Source organism: Pseudomonas sp. SMN5 (assembly GCF_052041925.1).
GTDB lineage: Bacteria > Pseudomonadota > Gammaproteobacteria > Pseudomonadales > Pseudomonadaceae > Aquipseudomonas.
This window is the reverse complement of sequence record NZ_JBKGGX010000029.1, coordinates 19,013-31,338: the sequence shown is the minus strand read 5'-3', so window position 1 is coordinate 31,338 and position 12,326 is coordinate 19,013. Positions and strand designations below refer to the sequence as shown.

Sequence of the window (12,326 nt, the reverse complement as noted above, 5' to 3'; positions counted from 1 at the left end):
CGCTTATTTCGTCGGCGTAACTTTGGCCCCGCGGCGCCGGCGAATGTACTGTTCCGTCATGCTTACGGTAGTGTGCCCAAGCTGGTCCCTGGTCTCTCTTATGCTGCCTGTCGACTCTTCTTTGTCGGTAGCGGCCTTTGCACGCAGATCCCGCATCTGAAACGCAGCCTTTGGAATGCCGGCTGCCTCCCGGGCGTCGTCGAAGCGCTTGCGCAGCATGCTCACGGTCATAGGTTGCCCGTCCTCCATCACTACAAGTCGGGTCGATCTGACCTTGTAGCCCGCCTTTCTGGCCGCAATGCGATCAATCACGGCCTTTAATTCCCCAATAATCTCAATCCGGCGCTTCGCTCCGGTCTTGTTCTGGGAAACTGTAAGTGTTCCATCCTTGATGTCCCGTTCATCCATTTTCAGGGTATCGGCGATTCGCTGAGCGGTCAGATAGAAAAGGTCCAGGGCGTCATGGAGTGGACGATCGCTCTTTGCGTAGACCGCTGCGAACATGTCGTCCTCGACGTTTACATCACGGCCGGTCTCCTTATGCCCCTTTACCCCGGCGCAGGGGTTGGCAAGTGAGGTGTATCCACACTCGCGCGCGAAGTTCCAGATAGCGCTGAGTAGCGCCTTTTCCCTGTTTGCCCGAACTGGCGCGACCTTTCCTCGCTCCCGAAGGTATTGCCGCACATGTTGTGGCTCAATATCCTCCAGCGGGGCCGGCGGGTCGTTGAAGAAATCGAGCAAGTTTTTCAGCTCGCGCTTGTTGTCTTTCTGGGTTGCAGCCGACTTGGTTGGGACGACTTCCTTCATATAGAGGTCGGCAACATAGGCAAAGGTCAGCACTGATTTCGCCAGGGCTGATGCGGTTCTTGTCTGCTCGAGCTTGGCATACTCCATGATAGCCAGCCCGTAATCAGTCCCCAGTGAGATCTCTTTGCGTGGCTTGCCGCCGGTGTCGTATAGGTAATAGATCTTGCCCCGCGCTTGCGGAGGCGCAGGCGGGGGATGCTTCCAGGGTATGTCGGTTTTCTGCCCATCATCCCGCCTTACGCGGTTGCCATTTCGCGCGCTCTGTCGGTAGTTCAACTTTTCCGGCGATCAGCGCTGCAGTAGTGACACAGGGCCAGCCGCTACGCTTGATGGTGTGCCTGATGCCGTTTTGCACAAGACAGCGATCTGGTTGGCCTTGGTTTTGGCTCCGGTCAGCTCACACACTTCTTCGTGGCTCAAGAACTCACTGATGCTCATATCGGTCTCCATGCCGCGCGTGGCGGCAGAAGGTGGTGGTCAGTAGGTCGGCGTCGGTTTCTGCGCGACTCCACAGCGCGCTTGAGCAAAAGCATTGGGATGCGCTGGTGGCGAAGTACAGCACCCACAAGGAGCGAAAGGTGCAGGCCATCTCTGCATTCCAGGCCCTGGTTAGGACCCCAGCCCCGAAGCTGTTTCTGTTTAAAGCGACCACTTCAATGAGCGGATGAGCGAAATTATACCCATCCTGTCATTCCTGCGCGTATCGGGGATTGGATAAAGAGGCCGGCCGTTGTGTCGGGCTTTTTATTGCCCGCCCGTCGCCGCTCTTGCACTTCCTGGCATAGCTATCCATCACAACTGTATGCGCAGATCCTGCGCTCCACAGAGGAGATACGCTATGGTGGACGACAACAATGGGCCAGAAGCCCCATACCCAGGCCCAGATGAAGATGCTCCTAACACCGGCGAGGATCATGATTCCGGTCTTGGTCAGGCCGAGTCTGAGCCGAAGCAAGGCGAAGGTTATAGGCCCGCAGACTGGGATCCGCCTCCTGGAAATCCAGGGTCTGACCAGGATGCCCAGACGGGGCGAGGAAACGGCGGAGCTTGATAAGCGGCGAGCCAAGCTGAATGCGACACAGAACCCGGCCACCGCGCCGGGTTTTTTATTGGCGGTTCCTAGGATTGTCGCTGGCGCCAAGACGCCAATAACTCAATCGCAAGGAGTCGCAATGATGGAAGTCTTTGATGAGCAGGGTGAGCCGGCTGCAACAGTTTCGTTTGCAGACATCAAAACCCTGGCTCCCTTGACTACAGACCCGGAGCAAACGCTGAAGAAGCTTGGCATTGATGATGAGAGACTGAAACAAGTCCTCGTCAAGCTAAGTAAGATCGCATGCTCTCGCTGATCTAGATACAAAAGAAAGCCCGGCCAAGCGTCGGGTTTTTTATTACCTCAAATTCGCCGTCATAGCTTTAGCGGTAGAGCAGTCGCCTTGTAAGCGAATGGCCCGGGGTTCGATCCCACTCTCGCACCTGTAGCCAGGACAGCCTTCGGGAAGGCCTGGACGTCGATAGCCGGACAGTGCGACGTACGGAAACAACGCCGGCAGCCCTCGCACTCCGACCTCAAATGCTTTCTGGGTGGCGCGAGACTGGAACGGCGAGATCGATGCATTGGGGCGTCGACGCTGGGTCAGTCTTCGGCGGACGGCGTGGAAAGACACGCGTACCTATTCAGGCTGCCTCGACGGTTAGCGTTACGCGCTTTCCAAGGGCGGCCAGGGCTTTCTCGATCGCTTCCATTTTGGAAGTGTGGAGAAAGTCCATCAGGCGGTCGCCCTGGGTCTGGGCAACACCCAGCAATCGGCACAGGTCGGCCTTGCGCATATCCCGCGCCATCATTTCGTTCCACAGCGCGATCTTCGCCACGGTCACCGCTGGCAGGTGAACAACGTGCTCGCCATCCTGGGGAGCGGATGCCGACGGAATAGCTCGGCGCTGATCGACATACAGCGACAGGGTTGTCTCGAAAGCGTCCATCGCCTCGCTTATCGCGTGCTCGACGTCATCCCCAAAGCTGTTCAGCTCGGGCAAGTCCCGGCAGAAGACAGCCACACCGGTGGCGTCTTGTTCAAATCGAAGTGCAAAGTCGTACATGGTCATTCCTCGGAGGTGATCGTTCAGCTTGCAGAATGGCGAAGGGGGCCCTTAGAGCCCCAGTTGTTTAATGATCATTCAGGAATACGTTTGTTCGTGGATCTTTGACACGCGCATCAAATGTAGCGGAGGCGCAGCCAACACCCTGATTGCCAGTACCTTTCTGCTCCGCAATTTTCCAGATCAGTGCGCAGCTCAGCGGCGTATGAGCGACCGGGTAGCCAATAACCTGTACATGAATTATATTTTTGTACAGGTTTTAAGCGGAATGCAGCAAGTGACTCCTCTCGAAAAGCTGATCGCCTGGCATGAAAGCTGGGCCCTGCGAAATCAGACCGTGAAATGCAAAGGCTGCGGTGCGGAGCAGTCCGAGCGTGATCGAGCGCTCAGGTTTACCCATGAATCGGATTGCCCAAATGCCCGGTTCGGCGCCGAACCCTGGCAGGCATTGGATGAAGTGCGGGATGCGTATTGGATCCCGCCGAAAGGCTCGTCAGCCGAACAGGACGCCGATGCCCGGCTATCGGAGCCGTCGGAATCCCAATAGATGACACGCGGTAGCATTACAGCCTGCGCCGAAACGCCTCGAGGATTTCCCGCGTACCTTTTTTCAATTGCAGTTGGGCCATCGCATCCAATGGGTGCCACAGGCAATCGCTGATTTCGTTGCGCGGTCCGGCCTCGGTGAGATTGGCGACCGACACTTCAAATACATGGTGTTCGGTGGTCCCGTCCTTGACCTTCATCAGGTACAGCAGGTTTTCGGCGGTCAATCCGGTTTCTTCCGCGAGCTCTCTGATGGCCGCGTCCGTATAGGTTTCACCACGCTCGACGGTACCGCCTGGCAGCGCCCAACGGCTGTTGGGCTTGCGCACCAACAGCACTTGGCGTTCCTCTTCGCAGATGACGGTCGCTCGAATTTTCATGGTCATGCCTGAGTGGGTGTCATAAAACTGAAATATGACTGAAATATTAGCGCGTAAGTCACCAGCGCGCCGTTATATGTCGCTTATCAATCCGACCGCAACCAAGTGGGAACGATGCTTTTCATGTCCCGCCTTTGGGCGGCTGGCATCAGCGCGGACCGGTCATCGCCTAAAATGAATCAGAGGGCAAAAAACGCATCCATGTTGGGTGAACCGCAGACCCCGGCATGGGGAAGTGAGGAGAAATGACTAGCCTTGACGATTTCCGAGTCAAATCTCACGAGCTCCTGATGGAACTCGACGCAGCGACGGCTGAAATGATGAAGCTCATTTGTGCCCGCCAAATGACCGGGGCAGTCTGGGAGGAAACTGTTCGACTCCAACATGAGGCCTATGAGCGTTGGGTCGAGTATCTGAATGAGCGAGCATAGATGCGAGGACGGTGGAGCGAAGCGGCAAATTCTTTGAACGGTCCACGCGGGGGTGTGCCTAATCCATAGACCGACAAGAGGATTAGACCATGTCTGAATTAGCCAGTTATTTCTGGATTGCCGTTGCGGTAATTTTGCTGCTTGTGGATTTGTGGGCAATCGTCAGTGTGTTTCGTAGCGACAAGTCGGCCGGAACCAAGGCTGGCTGGGCCCTGTTGCTGATTATCCTGCCCGTGCTGGGCCTGGTCATCTGGGGTGTTGCCGGACCGCGTGGTATCAAGGAGGGTCCGACATCTGCCGAACACAGTAAAGGCTAGGCTCTGTAGCGCGAAGCTCAGCGGAACCTGGGCAGCGGTCGCTCGACCGGTTTGAGTGAGGTCAGTGCGCTCTGGATCGACGGGGTATCTTTCTCGATATCGTTGAGTCGGTCACGGATGCGTACGGCTGTGGGATGCCCGCCCTGGTTGTCGACCCAGTCGGCGATTTCCTTGCAGGCCGCAGCCAGTCGGACCTGACGTGATTCCAGCAAGGTGAGCAGGGTGGTGATGGACTCTTTTTCCGACATGTCACACCTCCATGGATGGGTGGATGAGGCAGCGCAATACCCACCAGCGGCGGTTTGCACTGTTGATTAAGAGTAGTTGAATTATTTTGGATCTGTCGAAGAAACCGGTGTCCGGCTGGACAGCCGGGCACCGGAACATGTTTTTTCGAATCAGCCGGACTCCTTAATCCACGACGGCGCGACACTGGCACGCCAGCGCACGTCGGTAATGCCATATTTCTCCGCAAGGGGTTTTGACACCCGCTTGACTTTCTCCCTGCCGAATTTGGGTATACGCCCAACACCCGCGTCGCAACTGGCCCAATGCCAAGCTTCTGAGTTATTCATCACCTCGGCGCGGATGATGAATGACTTCGGCTCGCCGTGGAGCATGTAGTCGATGATGTAAAGCGATGGCCCGCCCATAAATCCTCCCTAATTAGTCCTATACGGATGGATACGGAGGCGTGCGGAAAATTCCATCGGATTTCCAGACGGTCGAAATGAGACTCATCGTCCACGGGAGAGGCCCGCCGGCCAGCCGTGTGAATACGCATTGCTCGCCGCTCGGAACCAAACCCGGTTAACCTTCTCCAAGGTGAGCTTTTACACCGTGGCCAGGGATCAACGGCAGGGCATTGCAGCATTATATAAGGCGAAACATGAAGAGAATCACCCGGGCGCTGGTTGTAACAGTCCTCGCCTTCGGTGTGTCGGGGTGCATCCGTCCTCCCATCGAACTGACCCCGCAAACCGAGCAACGCTTGAAGGAACACCCCCCGATCCGTTTTCTGCTGACATTCGATGATGGCCCCAGCGCGTCATCGTTCTGGAACCCGAGCAAACAAGTGTTGGATGCGCTTGCCCATAACGCTGTGCAGCCCAGTATCAAGGCGGTTTTTTTCGTCCAGACCCGCGCATTGAGGGCCGGCAACAGTGATATCGGGCGTTCGGTGATGCACCGGGAGCAACGCGAAGGCCACATACTCGGCTTTCATACCGCTACCAACGGACACGACAATCACCGTTTCCTCAGCCCGGATGTGCTGGAACACTCCCTGGTCGATGGCAGCGCCGACATCGCTGCCATTACCGGGGCGGCGCCCGTCCTGCTGCGGCCGCCGTTCTGGAGCTACGACCGGCGTACCTTCGCTGCCTACCAGAAGCATGGGCTGCACATACTGCTGACGGACCTGAGCGCCAACGATGGCAAGGTCTGGGGGTTCACCGCCAGCCCGCGACGGCGGATCAACCTGGTGCGCCAACTCTCTGAAGTGCGTGAGCGTATCGCTGCAAACGAACTGCCTGCCGTCGATGGCGTGATTCCGGTAGTGGTCACCTTTCACGACCTCAACCGCTACACCGCCCGACATACCCGGGAGTATCTGCAGATCCTGCTCGACGCAGCCCGTGAGACGGGCATGAGTACGGACGTCAAGCCATTCTACGATGACCGCTTGGCATTGGAGCGAGCGGCCATGGCTCGTACGGTCAAGAATGCCGGGCAGCCGGTGCATCTGCCCGGTCTGTGGGACTGGCTGTGGGATTCGGATTCCCACTGAGGGGCCGCGGCTGTGCGGCGTCGCTACGCGTTGCGACACTCGGTCGTTACCCAGTCGCGAACTGGAGTATGGTGGGTGACGTAACCCAGGTTTAGCTCGCAGGAGGTGACTATGAGCAGTGCGATGCTGACGAAAATGCACATCAATGGTTATGACGTACTCAGCGTGAACAGCGGACCCTGGCGGGTATGTACCCAGGCTGACCGATTGGGCTCCTTTGCGTCACGCGAGGAGGCACTGGCCTACGCCGCGGCGTTACCGGCCAGAAAAGAGCGTAGGGCGCGGGCTGTCAATGTGAAGTGACGGACTAGCCTCCTGTGGGAGCGAGCCTGCTCGCGATAAGGCCGTCACATCCGGCATCTTTATCGGCTGCCGGACCGTTATCGCGAGCAGGCTCGCTCCCACAACGTCCTGGCTCACTCGATCAGGTGGGCGCGCGCTCCAATGGAATCTCAAGGGTAAACAGCGCCCCCTGACCCGGGCCGTCACTGTGGACATGCAAACGGCCATTCATCTCAACGGCGGCCAGCGCGCAACTGTGCAAGCCGAAGCCATGGCCATCCTTGCGGGTCGTGAAGCCATGATTGAAGATCCGCGCCAGGTTCTCGGGGGCAATCCCTTCACCTCGATCCTTCACGCTCAGGCACAGCGTGGTCTGATCGACGATCCGGATGCCTAGGATCATTTCACGCGGCTCAGAAGTGTTGGACATGGCAAACTTCGCGTTGCTGATCAGGTTGATCAGAATCAGTAGCAGTCGGTGTTTGTCGCCGAGGATCGCGGGGGCGTCCTGGTAGTCCTTGATGACCGTCACGTGATGACGGCTCAGCGCGCCGGCGTTCATGCGCAACGCATCTTCGAACAGGTCGCTGACGTTGAGCGGTTCGATCAGTCGGGCGGCCCCTGCGTAGGACTGTTGAGTGGTGACAATTTCCTTGATGTGGTCGATGCTCTTGGTCACTTGCGCCAGCTCGTCGATAAGCAGCGCCTGTTCGGCAGCGATGGAGCCCACCAGTTCATTGAAATAGCGCGGCAGCAACTTGCCCTTTTCATCCTGGGTGATGAAGTGGCCCAGATCGTCGGCGTGCTCGTTCATCATGTTGACCGCTTTTCCTAGCCCGATAGTCTTGCTGTTTTTGAGCTTGCGGGTCACCAGCTCGGCGGAGATATTCACGCTGTTGAGCACGTTGCCGACGTTATGCAGCACATTCGTGGCGATCTCCGCCATGCCCGCCATGCGTGCGGCATCCATCAGTTCGCGTTCGGCTTCCTTCAATTCACGGGTGCGTTCCTGTACCCGTTCCTCGAGCCGGTCATTGGACGATTGCAGTTGCTGATTGATCAGGTTGATGACGGCGTAGCTGCGCACCAGACGCACCGCCAGGTAGATCATCAATAGCGCCATGAGGCTGGCACATACCGCGAGGTAAATATGGTACTGACGGTCCGTCGCGGCTGTCCTTCGTTGTGTTTCGTTCAGCAGTTCATTGATGTTGTCCAGCTCCTGGGCCACTGGAATGACACTGACACGATCGAGCAGGTCGTTGACCAGCGGTTGTTCCTGGAGAATGGTCCTGACGTGTTCGGCCAAGGTATTGAAGGGCATCTGTTGGGGTGGCGGCAATTGCTGGATGTAGGGCGCCAGTTCATCAAGCTGGCTTTGTACTTCCTGGGCTTTGTCTGCTGTGACATACAGCGCGAACTCCAGCGTCGTCAGCGACAGTTCCAGCACCCTGGACGCAGCGGTCACGCGGTGATCAGGATTTTGCGTGTCCAGCTCCTTGAGCTGCGTCTGAATCTCGTCTTCAACCAGCGGCAGTGCATCCAGGGAAGCGCGCAGTCTGGCGTTGTGCTGTTCGAATTGCTCGACCAGCACGGTCTTGTTCTTGACCGCGTCCACGTAGCCCTGGCGCCTGGAGGCCCACAGACCCGCCAACGGACCGGATTTGTTGAGCCGCTCCAATTGCGCCCATCGACTGCCTGCGTCCGCCGGGGGCAGCAGCGACAGGCTGTTATTGAATCCGATCTTCTTCCTGAGGATCTTTACGTTCCAGTTCGCATCGGATTGTTTGAGCTGGCGAATGAAGTCACGGGATTCAAAGTAAGTCGAGGAGTCGTAGGTGTAGGACTTGATCAGGAAGAATATCAAGGCGCTGAACACCACCAGCGCGACGGCCAACAAGGCGGGCCATTTGTATTTTCCAATAAGGTTGGTCACGCCAGTCTCCTTTGCAGCGTCTCTATCGAAGGCGTCGGTGAAGCTCCGTGTGGGGAGGCATGCCAGGCGCTGTACGATAGGGCCTTGATGCTTGCGCATGCAGCGTTGAAACAGCCTGACCTCCGAGTGTAGCGCTAACGAGACGGTCAGTGGATTGGGTGGGCGCGGCCATGGTAGGCCGCGCGCCGGGGTTTACTTGACGTCGATGAAGGGCAGGGCGCTGTTGGGTAATACGGTGGTTGGCAGGACGCCATTCCAGCGCTCGGCCTTGGTCAGTTCCACCAGGTTCTGGTTGCTCGCCAGGGCCTGAGCCCGCGCCTTGATGGCCTCGGCCTCGGCCTTGCCCCGAAGCTCGGTGGCCAGCGCGTCGGCCTTGGCCTGGGCAACTTGCGAATCGGCTTCTGCCTGGGCCTGGGTCACCCGGATCTGCGCCTGAACCTGCTCGGTGGCGAGCTGCTGCTCACGGGTCTTGACTTGCACCTCCGCCGCCATGCGCGCTTCGATAGCTTTTTCGTAGGCATCGCTGAAGTCGATGTTCTCGACTTGGACGCTGTCGATGATCACGGGGCCCGTGATGGTGGATTTGATGGCGGCTGAAATGTCATTGACCAGTTGGACACGATTCTGCACGGCGGCCACGGCGTTGAAGCGCCCGAAGACGTTCTCGACCTGGGTCGGCACTTGGCGGCTGATCATGCGGTCACGGATGCCTTCGATGTCCTTGAACTGGGTGTATACCTTTGCCACGTCGGACGGCGCGATATGCCAGGAAACCGAGACCTTCAGTTCGGCGGACTGTTGATCCTTGCTGTAGGCCTGGAGGTCTTCATAGGCGGTGACCTGGCTTTGGATGCTGATCAGGCGCACCGACTCGATGAAGGGCATCTTGAACGACAGGCCCGGTTCCACGACCCCGACCAGCGCGCCGTTGCGCAGCAATACACCGCGCTCGGTTTCATCCACCGTGTACCAACTGCCGAAGAATACGCATAACAGAACAACGCCGATGATGGCCGCAACGAAGGAGCTGATGGTTTTGCTGGTCACTTTTCTTTCCTTGATGACGTGGGGAGGATTGCAGCGCAACGTCAGGTCGCCATTTGTGCAGACCAATGCCGGTTTTCTTGAACGCCAGACACGAAAAAGCCCTGAATGATCAGGGCTTTTTCGTAGGAAAATGGCGGAGGCGATGGGATTCGAACTCATGGACCTGTTACAGTCGACGGTTTTCAAGACCGTTGCCTTAAACCACTCGGCCACACCTCCGTATTGCGTTGCGGGCGCCATAATACCCGAATGAAACACACTGTCAAACTCTCTACGTAGCTTGTTACAGAGCGTCTGTTATTATCCTTGCCACTGAATGTTTCAAAACCGGAGGAGTGTCGCCATGCGCGAACAGGATTACGCAGTGAACAACAGCGTGCAGGCTGAGCAGCTAGAGGTTAGCCGCGTCCTGCGCAACACTTATGGCCTGCTGGCACTCACGCTCGCTTTCAGCGGTGTGATGGCCTACGTCGCACAACAGATGCGGGTAGGGTACCCGAACATCTTCGTCGTGCTGATCGGCTTCTATGGCCTTTTCTTCCTGACCAACAAGCTCCGTGATTCGGCCTGGGGCCTGGTATCCGCCTTCGCCCTGACCGGTTTCATGGGTTTCCTGCTCGGCCCGATCCTCAACCGTTACCTGCAGATGCAGGGCGGCGCCGAAGTTGTCAGCTCGGCCTTCGCCATGACCGCGCTGGTATTCGGTGGCCTGTCGGCCTACGTACTGATTACCCGCAAGGACATGAGCTTCCTGGGCGGCTTCATCACCGCGGGTTTCTTCGTGTTGCTGGGTGCGGTTCTGGCCAGCTTCTTCTTCCAGATCAGCGGCCTGCAACTGGCGATCAGCGCTGGCTTCGTGCTGTTCTCGTCGGTCTGCATCCTGTATCAGACCAGCGCGATCATCCACGGCGGTGAGCGCAACTACATCATGGCGACCATCAGCCTGTATGTTTCGATCTACAACCTGTTTGTCAGCTTGCTGCAGTTGTTTGGCCTGATGGGCCGTGACGACTGATCCCATCGCGGTTAGAAGAACGGCGCTTTCCTGAATAGGGGAAGCGCCGTTTTTTTGTGGCCGGATCTGGACGGTTGCGTTCATCCTGTGGAGCGAGCCTGCTCGCGATGGCGGCGGTTCATTCGACATCAATGCAAGCTGGTCCACCGCTATCGCGAGCAGGCTCGCTCCCACAGTGGTGCTATGGCGTATATAAATTCCCCATCTATTCAGCCATTGGCGGCAACCGACGCTTGACCGGGGTCTTCTTGACGATTGCCGTATTGGTCTCGGCGTGGACATTGAGTCTGTCCAGCAAGGTATCCAACTGCTCCATCGAACGCACATGCAGCCGGGCGATGAAGCAGTCTTCGCCGGTCACTTTGTCGCATTCGGTGAATTCGGCAATCGCCTGGATCTGCCGTTCCACTTCCTGCAACTGCCCAGGCAGCGGTCGGATGCGTACGATGGCTTGCAACTGATAACCGAAGCTCTTCGGGTCCACTTCCACGGTATAAGCCCTGAGCACGCCACGCTCTTCGAGCCTGCGCAGGCGCTCGGCAACGCTGGGGGCGGACAGGCCACTGAGGTTCGCCAGGGCCTTGAGGGAGCGGCGGGAGTCTTCCATCAGGGCGCTGATGAGAATCTGGTCGATATCGTCGGTCATCTTTGACTCCGTTAGGCGAATTGGGAAAATCGCCTTGATAAAAAAGGCCAGATCGCAGTCTAGCCTTTTTCAAACCATGGAGAAGCCCTGTATCGGCTCGGCATACTGTGCCCACTTGCTGAAGGAGCCTCAAGATGGATAAGTCCCTACGCCGCGGTTCGCTGGAAATGACGGCCGCCATGCTGATTTCCGGAACCATTGGTTGGTTCGTGCTGGTTTGCGGCCTGCCGGTGCTGGATGTGGTGTTCTGGCGCTGCGTATTTGGCGCAGCGACCTTGCTGCTGATCTGCGCCGGCTTCGGCTTCCTGCGCCCAGGGATCCTGACCCGTACCACTTTCCTGCTGGCGGTGCTCAGTGGGGTGGCGATCGTCGGCAACTGGGTATTGCTATTCGCTTCCTACTCTCGGGCGTCGATTGCCATTGGTACCGCAGTCTACAACGTCCAGCCGTTCATGTTGGTCGGGTTGGCGGCGCTGTTCCTGGGAGAAAAGATCACTGCGCAGAAACTGTTCTGGCTGGCGGTCTCGTTTCTTGGAATGCTGGCCATCGTCAGTGCGCACGGCGAGCAGGGGCAGGGCGGCGGCGACTATCTGATGGGCATCGAGTTGGCGCTGGGGGCCGCGTTGTTGTATGCGATCGCGGCGTTGATCATCAAACGCCTGACCGGCACGCCACCGCACTTGATTGCGCTGGTGCAGGTCAGCACAGGTGTGATGTTGCTGGCACCCTGGGTGAACGTCTCGGCATTGCCGCAACAAGCCCAAGGGTGGGCCAGCCTCATCACGCTTGGCATCGTCCACACCGGCGTGATGTATGTGTTGCTGTACAGCGCGATTCAACGCTTGCCCACTGCGATTACCGGCGCGCTGTCGTTCATCTATCCCATCGCGGCGATCTTCGTCGACTGGTTTGCCTTCGGCCATCGACTCGAACCGCTGCAATGGCTGGGTGTGGCGGCGATCCTGCTGGCAGCCGCCGGCATGCAACAGGGCTGGGGTATCAAGCTGCGTCGCCCAGCCCTGTCGTAATG

At 57.9% G+C, this 12,326-nt stretch carries 16 protein-coding genes, 1 tRNA gene and 1 pseudogene; 8 read left to right on the top strand and 10 right to left on the bottom strand.

Translation table 11 applies throughout. The annotated features are described in order from the left end of the window. Nucleotides 1-3 precede the first annotated feature (3 nt). Nucleotides 4-1,034: pseudogene (locus ACLEJR_RS23220) on the bottom strand (site-specific integrase). Between the two features lie 61 nt (nt 1,035-1,095). Beyond that, the gene (locus tag ACLEJR_RS23215; RefSeq protein WP_440816774.1) at nt 1,096-1,245 is read right to left on the bottom strand and encodes a DUF4224 domain-containing protein; all 150 of its coding nucleotides are present in this window, start codon (nt 1,243-1,245) and stop codon (nt 1,096-1,098) included. Nucleotides 1,246-1,661: 416 nt separating this feature from the next. Here ACLEJR_RS23215 and ACLEJR_RS23210 point away from each other — a divergent pair, with 416 nt between their 5' ends. Beyond that, nucleotides 1,662-2,156, top strand: a complete 495-nt coding sequence (locus ACLEJR_RS23210; RefSeq protein ID WP_440816771.1) for a hypothetical protein — start codon at nt 1,662-1,664, stop codon at nt 2,154-2,156. A 328-nt stretch (nt 2,157-2,484) separates the two neighbouring features. Here the strand turns inward: ACLEJR_RS23210 and ACLEJR_RS23205 are convergent, their stop codons facing one another. Then, nucleotides 2,485-2,907 carry a type II toxin-antitoxin system HicB family antitoxin gene (locus tag ACLEJR_RS23205; RefSeq protein WP_440799505.1) on the bottom strand — a complete coding sequence of 141 codons (423 nt, stop codon included), beginning with the start codon at nt 2,905-2,907 and terminating at the stop codon, nt 2,485-2,487. A gap of 70 nt (nt 2,908-2,977) precedes the next feature. On the opposite strand from ACLEJR_RS23205, the gene ACLEJR_RS23200 reads away from it, so the two are divergent. Then, nucleotides 2,978-3,454, top strand: coding sequence for a hypothetical protein (locus tag ACLEJR_RS23200; protein ID WP_440816769.1), 477 nt, complete (start codon nt 2,978-2,980; stop codon nt 3,452-3,454). Nucleotides 3,455-3,470: 16 nt separating this feature from the next. Here ACLEJR_RS23200 and ACLEJR_RS23195 read toward each other — a convergent pair whose 3' ends face one another. Further along, nucleotides 3,471-3,833 (bottom strand): NUDIX hydrolase, encoded by a 363-nt coding sequence (locus ACLEJR_RS23195; RefSeq protein WP_440799441.1) that lies wholly within the window; start codon nt 3,831-3,833, stop codon nt 3,471-3,473. Between the two features lie 245 nt (nt 3,834-4,078). Here ACLEJR_RS23195 and ACLEJR_RS23190 point away from each other — a divergent pair, with 245 nt between their 5' ends. Together ACLEJR_RS23190 and ACLEJR_RS23185 are read left to right on the top strand one after the other, a co-directional pair. Continuing rightward, nucleotides 4,079-4,264, top strand: a complete 186-nt coding sequence (locus tag ACLEJR_RS23190) for a hypothetical protein (protein WP_440816766.1) — start codon at nt 4,079-4,081, stop codon at nt 4,262-4,264. 89 nt (nt 4,265-4,353) lie between these two features. Then, entirely contained in the window at nt 4,354-4,581 is a 228-nt protein-coding gene (locus ACLEJR_RS23185) for a PLD nuclease N-terminal domain-containing protein (RefSeq protein WP_440799447.1), read from the top strand. 17 nt (nt 4,582-4,598) lie between these two features. Here ACLEJR_RS23185 and ACLEJR_RS23180 read toward each other — a convergent pair whose 3' ends face one another. Both ACLEJR_RS23180 and ACLEJR_RS23175 read right to left on the bottom strand, forming a co-directional pair. After that, on the bottom strand, nt 4,599-4,829 hold the full coding sequence (locus ACLEJR_RS23180; protein ID WP_440799450.1) for a hypothetical protein: 231 nt from the start codon (nt 4,827-4,829) through the stop codon (nt 4,599-4,601). Nucleotides 4,830-4,979: 150 nt separating this feature from the next. Beyond that, nucleotides 4,980-5,234 (bottom strand): DUF6555 family protein, encoded by a 255-nt coding sequence (locus tag ACLEJR_RS23175; protein ID WP_245145449.1) that lies wholly within the window; start codon nt 5,232-5,234, stop codon nt 4,980-4,982. Nucleotides 5,235-5,470: 236 nt separating this feature from the next. On the opposite strand from ACLEJR_RS23175, the gene ACLEJR_RS23170 reads away from it, so the two are divergent. Further along, nucleotides 5,471-6,370, top strand: coding sequence for a polysaccharide deacetylase family protein (locus tag ACLEJR_RS23170; RefSeq protein WP_440816763.1), 900 nt, complete (start codon nt 5,471-5,473; stop codon nt 6,368-6,370). Between the two features lie 111 nt (nt 6,371-6,481). Then, nucleotides 6,482-6,673, top strand: a complete 192-nt coding sequence (locus ACLEJR_RS23165; protein ID WP_440799456.1) for a DUF2188 domain-containing protein — start codon at nt 6,482-6,484, stop codon at nt 6,671-6,673. A 121-nt stretch (nt 6,674-6,794) separates the two neighbouring features. Here the strand turns inward: ACLEJR_RS23165 and ACLEJR_RS23160 are convergent, their stop codons facing one another. From ACLEJR_RS23160 to ACLEJR_RS23150, 3 genes are all read right to left on the bottom strand, one after another. Then, entirely contained in the window at nt 6,795-8,588 is a 1,794-nt protein-coding gene (locus ACLEJR_RS23160) for a DAHL domain-containing protein (RefSeq protein WP_440816761.1), read from the bottom strand. Nucleotides 8,589-8,780: 192 nt separating this feature from the next. Further along, nucleotides 8,781-9,635, bottom strand: a complete 855-nt coding sequence (locus ACLEJR_RS23155) for an SPFH domain-containing protein (RefSeq protein WP_440799458.1) — start codon at nt 9,633-9,635, stop codon at nt 8,781-8,783. Between the two features lie 131 nt (nt 9,636-9,766). Next, a tRNA-Ser gene (locus ACLEJR_RS23150) sits at nt 9,767-9,854 on the bottom strand. Nucleotides 9,855-9,978: 124 nt separating this feature from the next. Here ACLEJR_RS23150 and ACLEJR_RS23145 point away from each other — a divergent pair. Then, nucleotides 9,979-10,650 carry a Bax inhibitor-1/YccA family protein gene (locus ACLEJR_RS23145; RefSeq protein ID WP_440799461.1) on the top strand — a complete coding sequence of 224 codons (672 nt, stop codon included), beginning with the start codon at nt 9,979-9,981 and terminating at the stop codon, nt 10,648-10,650. A 205-nt stretch (nt 10,651-10,855) separates the two neighbouring features. On the opposite strand, the gene ACLEJR_RS23140 is transcribed toward ACLEJR_RS23145, so the two are convergent. Next, nucleotides 10,856-11,296, bottom strand: coding sequence for an Lrp/AsnC family transcriptional regulator (locus ACLEJR_RS23140; RefSeq protein WP_440799464.1), 441 nt, complete (start codon nt 11,294-11,296; stop codon nt 10,856-10,858). A gap of 134 nt (nt 11,297-11,430) precedes the next feature. On the opposite strand from ACLEJR_RS23140, the gene ACLEJR_RS23135 reads away from it, so the two are divergent. After that, on the top strand, nt 11,431-12,324 hold the full coding sequence (locus ACLEJR_RS23135; RefSeq protein WP_440816758.1) for a DMT family transporter: 894 nt from the start codon (nt 11,431-11,433) through the stop codon (nt 12,322-12,324). Nucleotides 12,325-12,326: the final 2 nt, after the last annotated feature.

Coding starts and splice junctions, on each gene's coding strand:
- ACLEJR_RS23215 (WP_440816774.1), bottom strand. CDS start 1,245: ATGAGCATCAGTGAGTTCTTGAGCCACGAAGAAGTGTGTGAGCTGACC.
- ACLEJR_RS23210 (WP_440816771.1), top strand. CDS start 1,662: ATGGGCCAGAAGCCCCATACCCAGGCCCAGATGAAGATGCTCCTAACA.
- ACLEJR_RS23205 (WP_440799505.1), bottom strand. CDS start 2,907: ATGTACGACTTTGCACTTCGATTTGAACAAGACGCCACCGGTGTGGCT.
- ACLEJR_RS23200 (WP_440816769.1), top strand. CDS start 2,978: ATGATCATTCAGGAATACGTTTGTTCGTGGATCTTTGACACGCGCATC.
- ACLEJR_RS23195 (WP_440799441.1), bottom strand. CDS start 3,833: ATGAAAATTCGAGCGACCGTCATCTGCGAAGAGGAACGCCAAGTGCTG.
- ACLEJR_RS23190 (WP_440816766.1), top strand. CDS start 4,079: ATGACTAGCCTTGACGATTTCCGAGTCAAATCTCACGAGCTCCTGATG.
- ACLEJR_RS23185 (WP_440799447.1), top strand. CDS start 4,354: ATGTCTGAATTAGCCAGTTATTTCTGGATTGCCGTTGCGGTAATTTTG.
- ACLEJR_RS23180 (WP_440799450.1), bottom strand. CDS start 4,829: ATGTCGGAAAAAGAGTCCATCACCACCCTGCTCACCTTGCTGGAATCA.
- ACLEJR_RS23175 (WP_245145449.1), bottom strand. CDS start 5,234: ATGGGCGGGCCATCGCTTTACATCATCGACTACATGCTCCACGGCGAG.
- ACLEJR_RS23170 (WP_440816763.1), top strand. CDS start 5,471: ATGAAGAGAATCACCCGGGCGCTGGTTGTAACAGTCCTCGCCTTCGGT.
- ACLEJR_RS23165 (WP_440799456.1), top strand. CDS start 6,482: ATGAGCAGTGCGATGCTGACGAAAATGCACATCAATGGTTATGACGTA.
- ACLEJR_RS23145 (WP_440799461.1), top strand. CDS start 9,979: ATGCGCGAACAGGATTACGCAGTGAACAACAGCGTGCAGGCTGAGCAG.
- ACLEJR_RS23140 (WP_440799464.1), bottom strand. CDS start 11,296: ATGACCGACGATATCGACCAGATTCTCATCAGCGCCCTGATGGAAGAC.
- ACLEJR_RS23135 (WP_440816758.1), top strand. CDS start 11,431: ATGGATAAGTCCCTACGCCGCGGTTCGCTGGAAATGACGGCCGCCATG.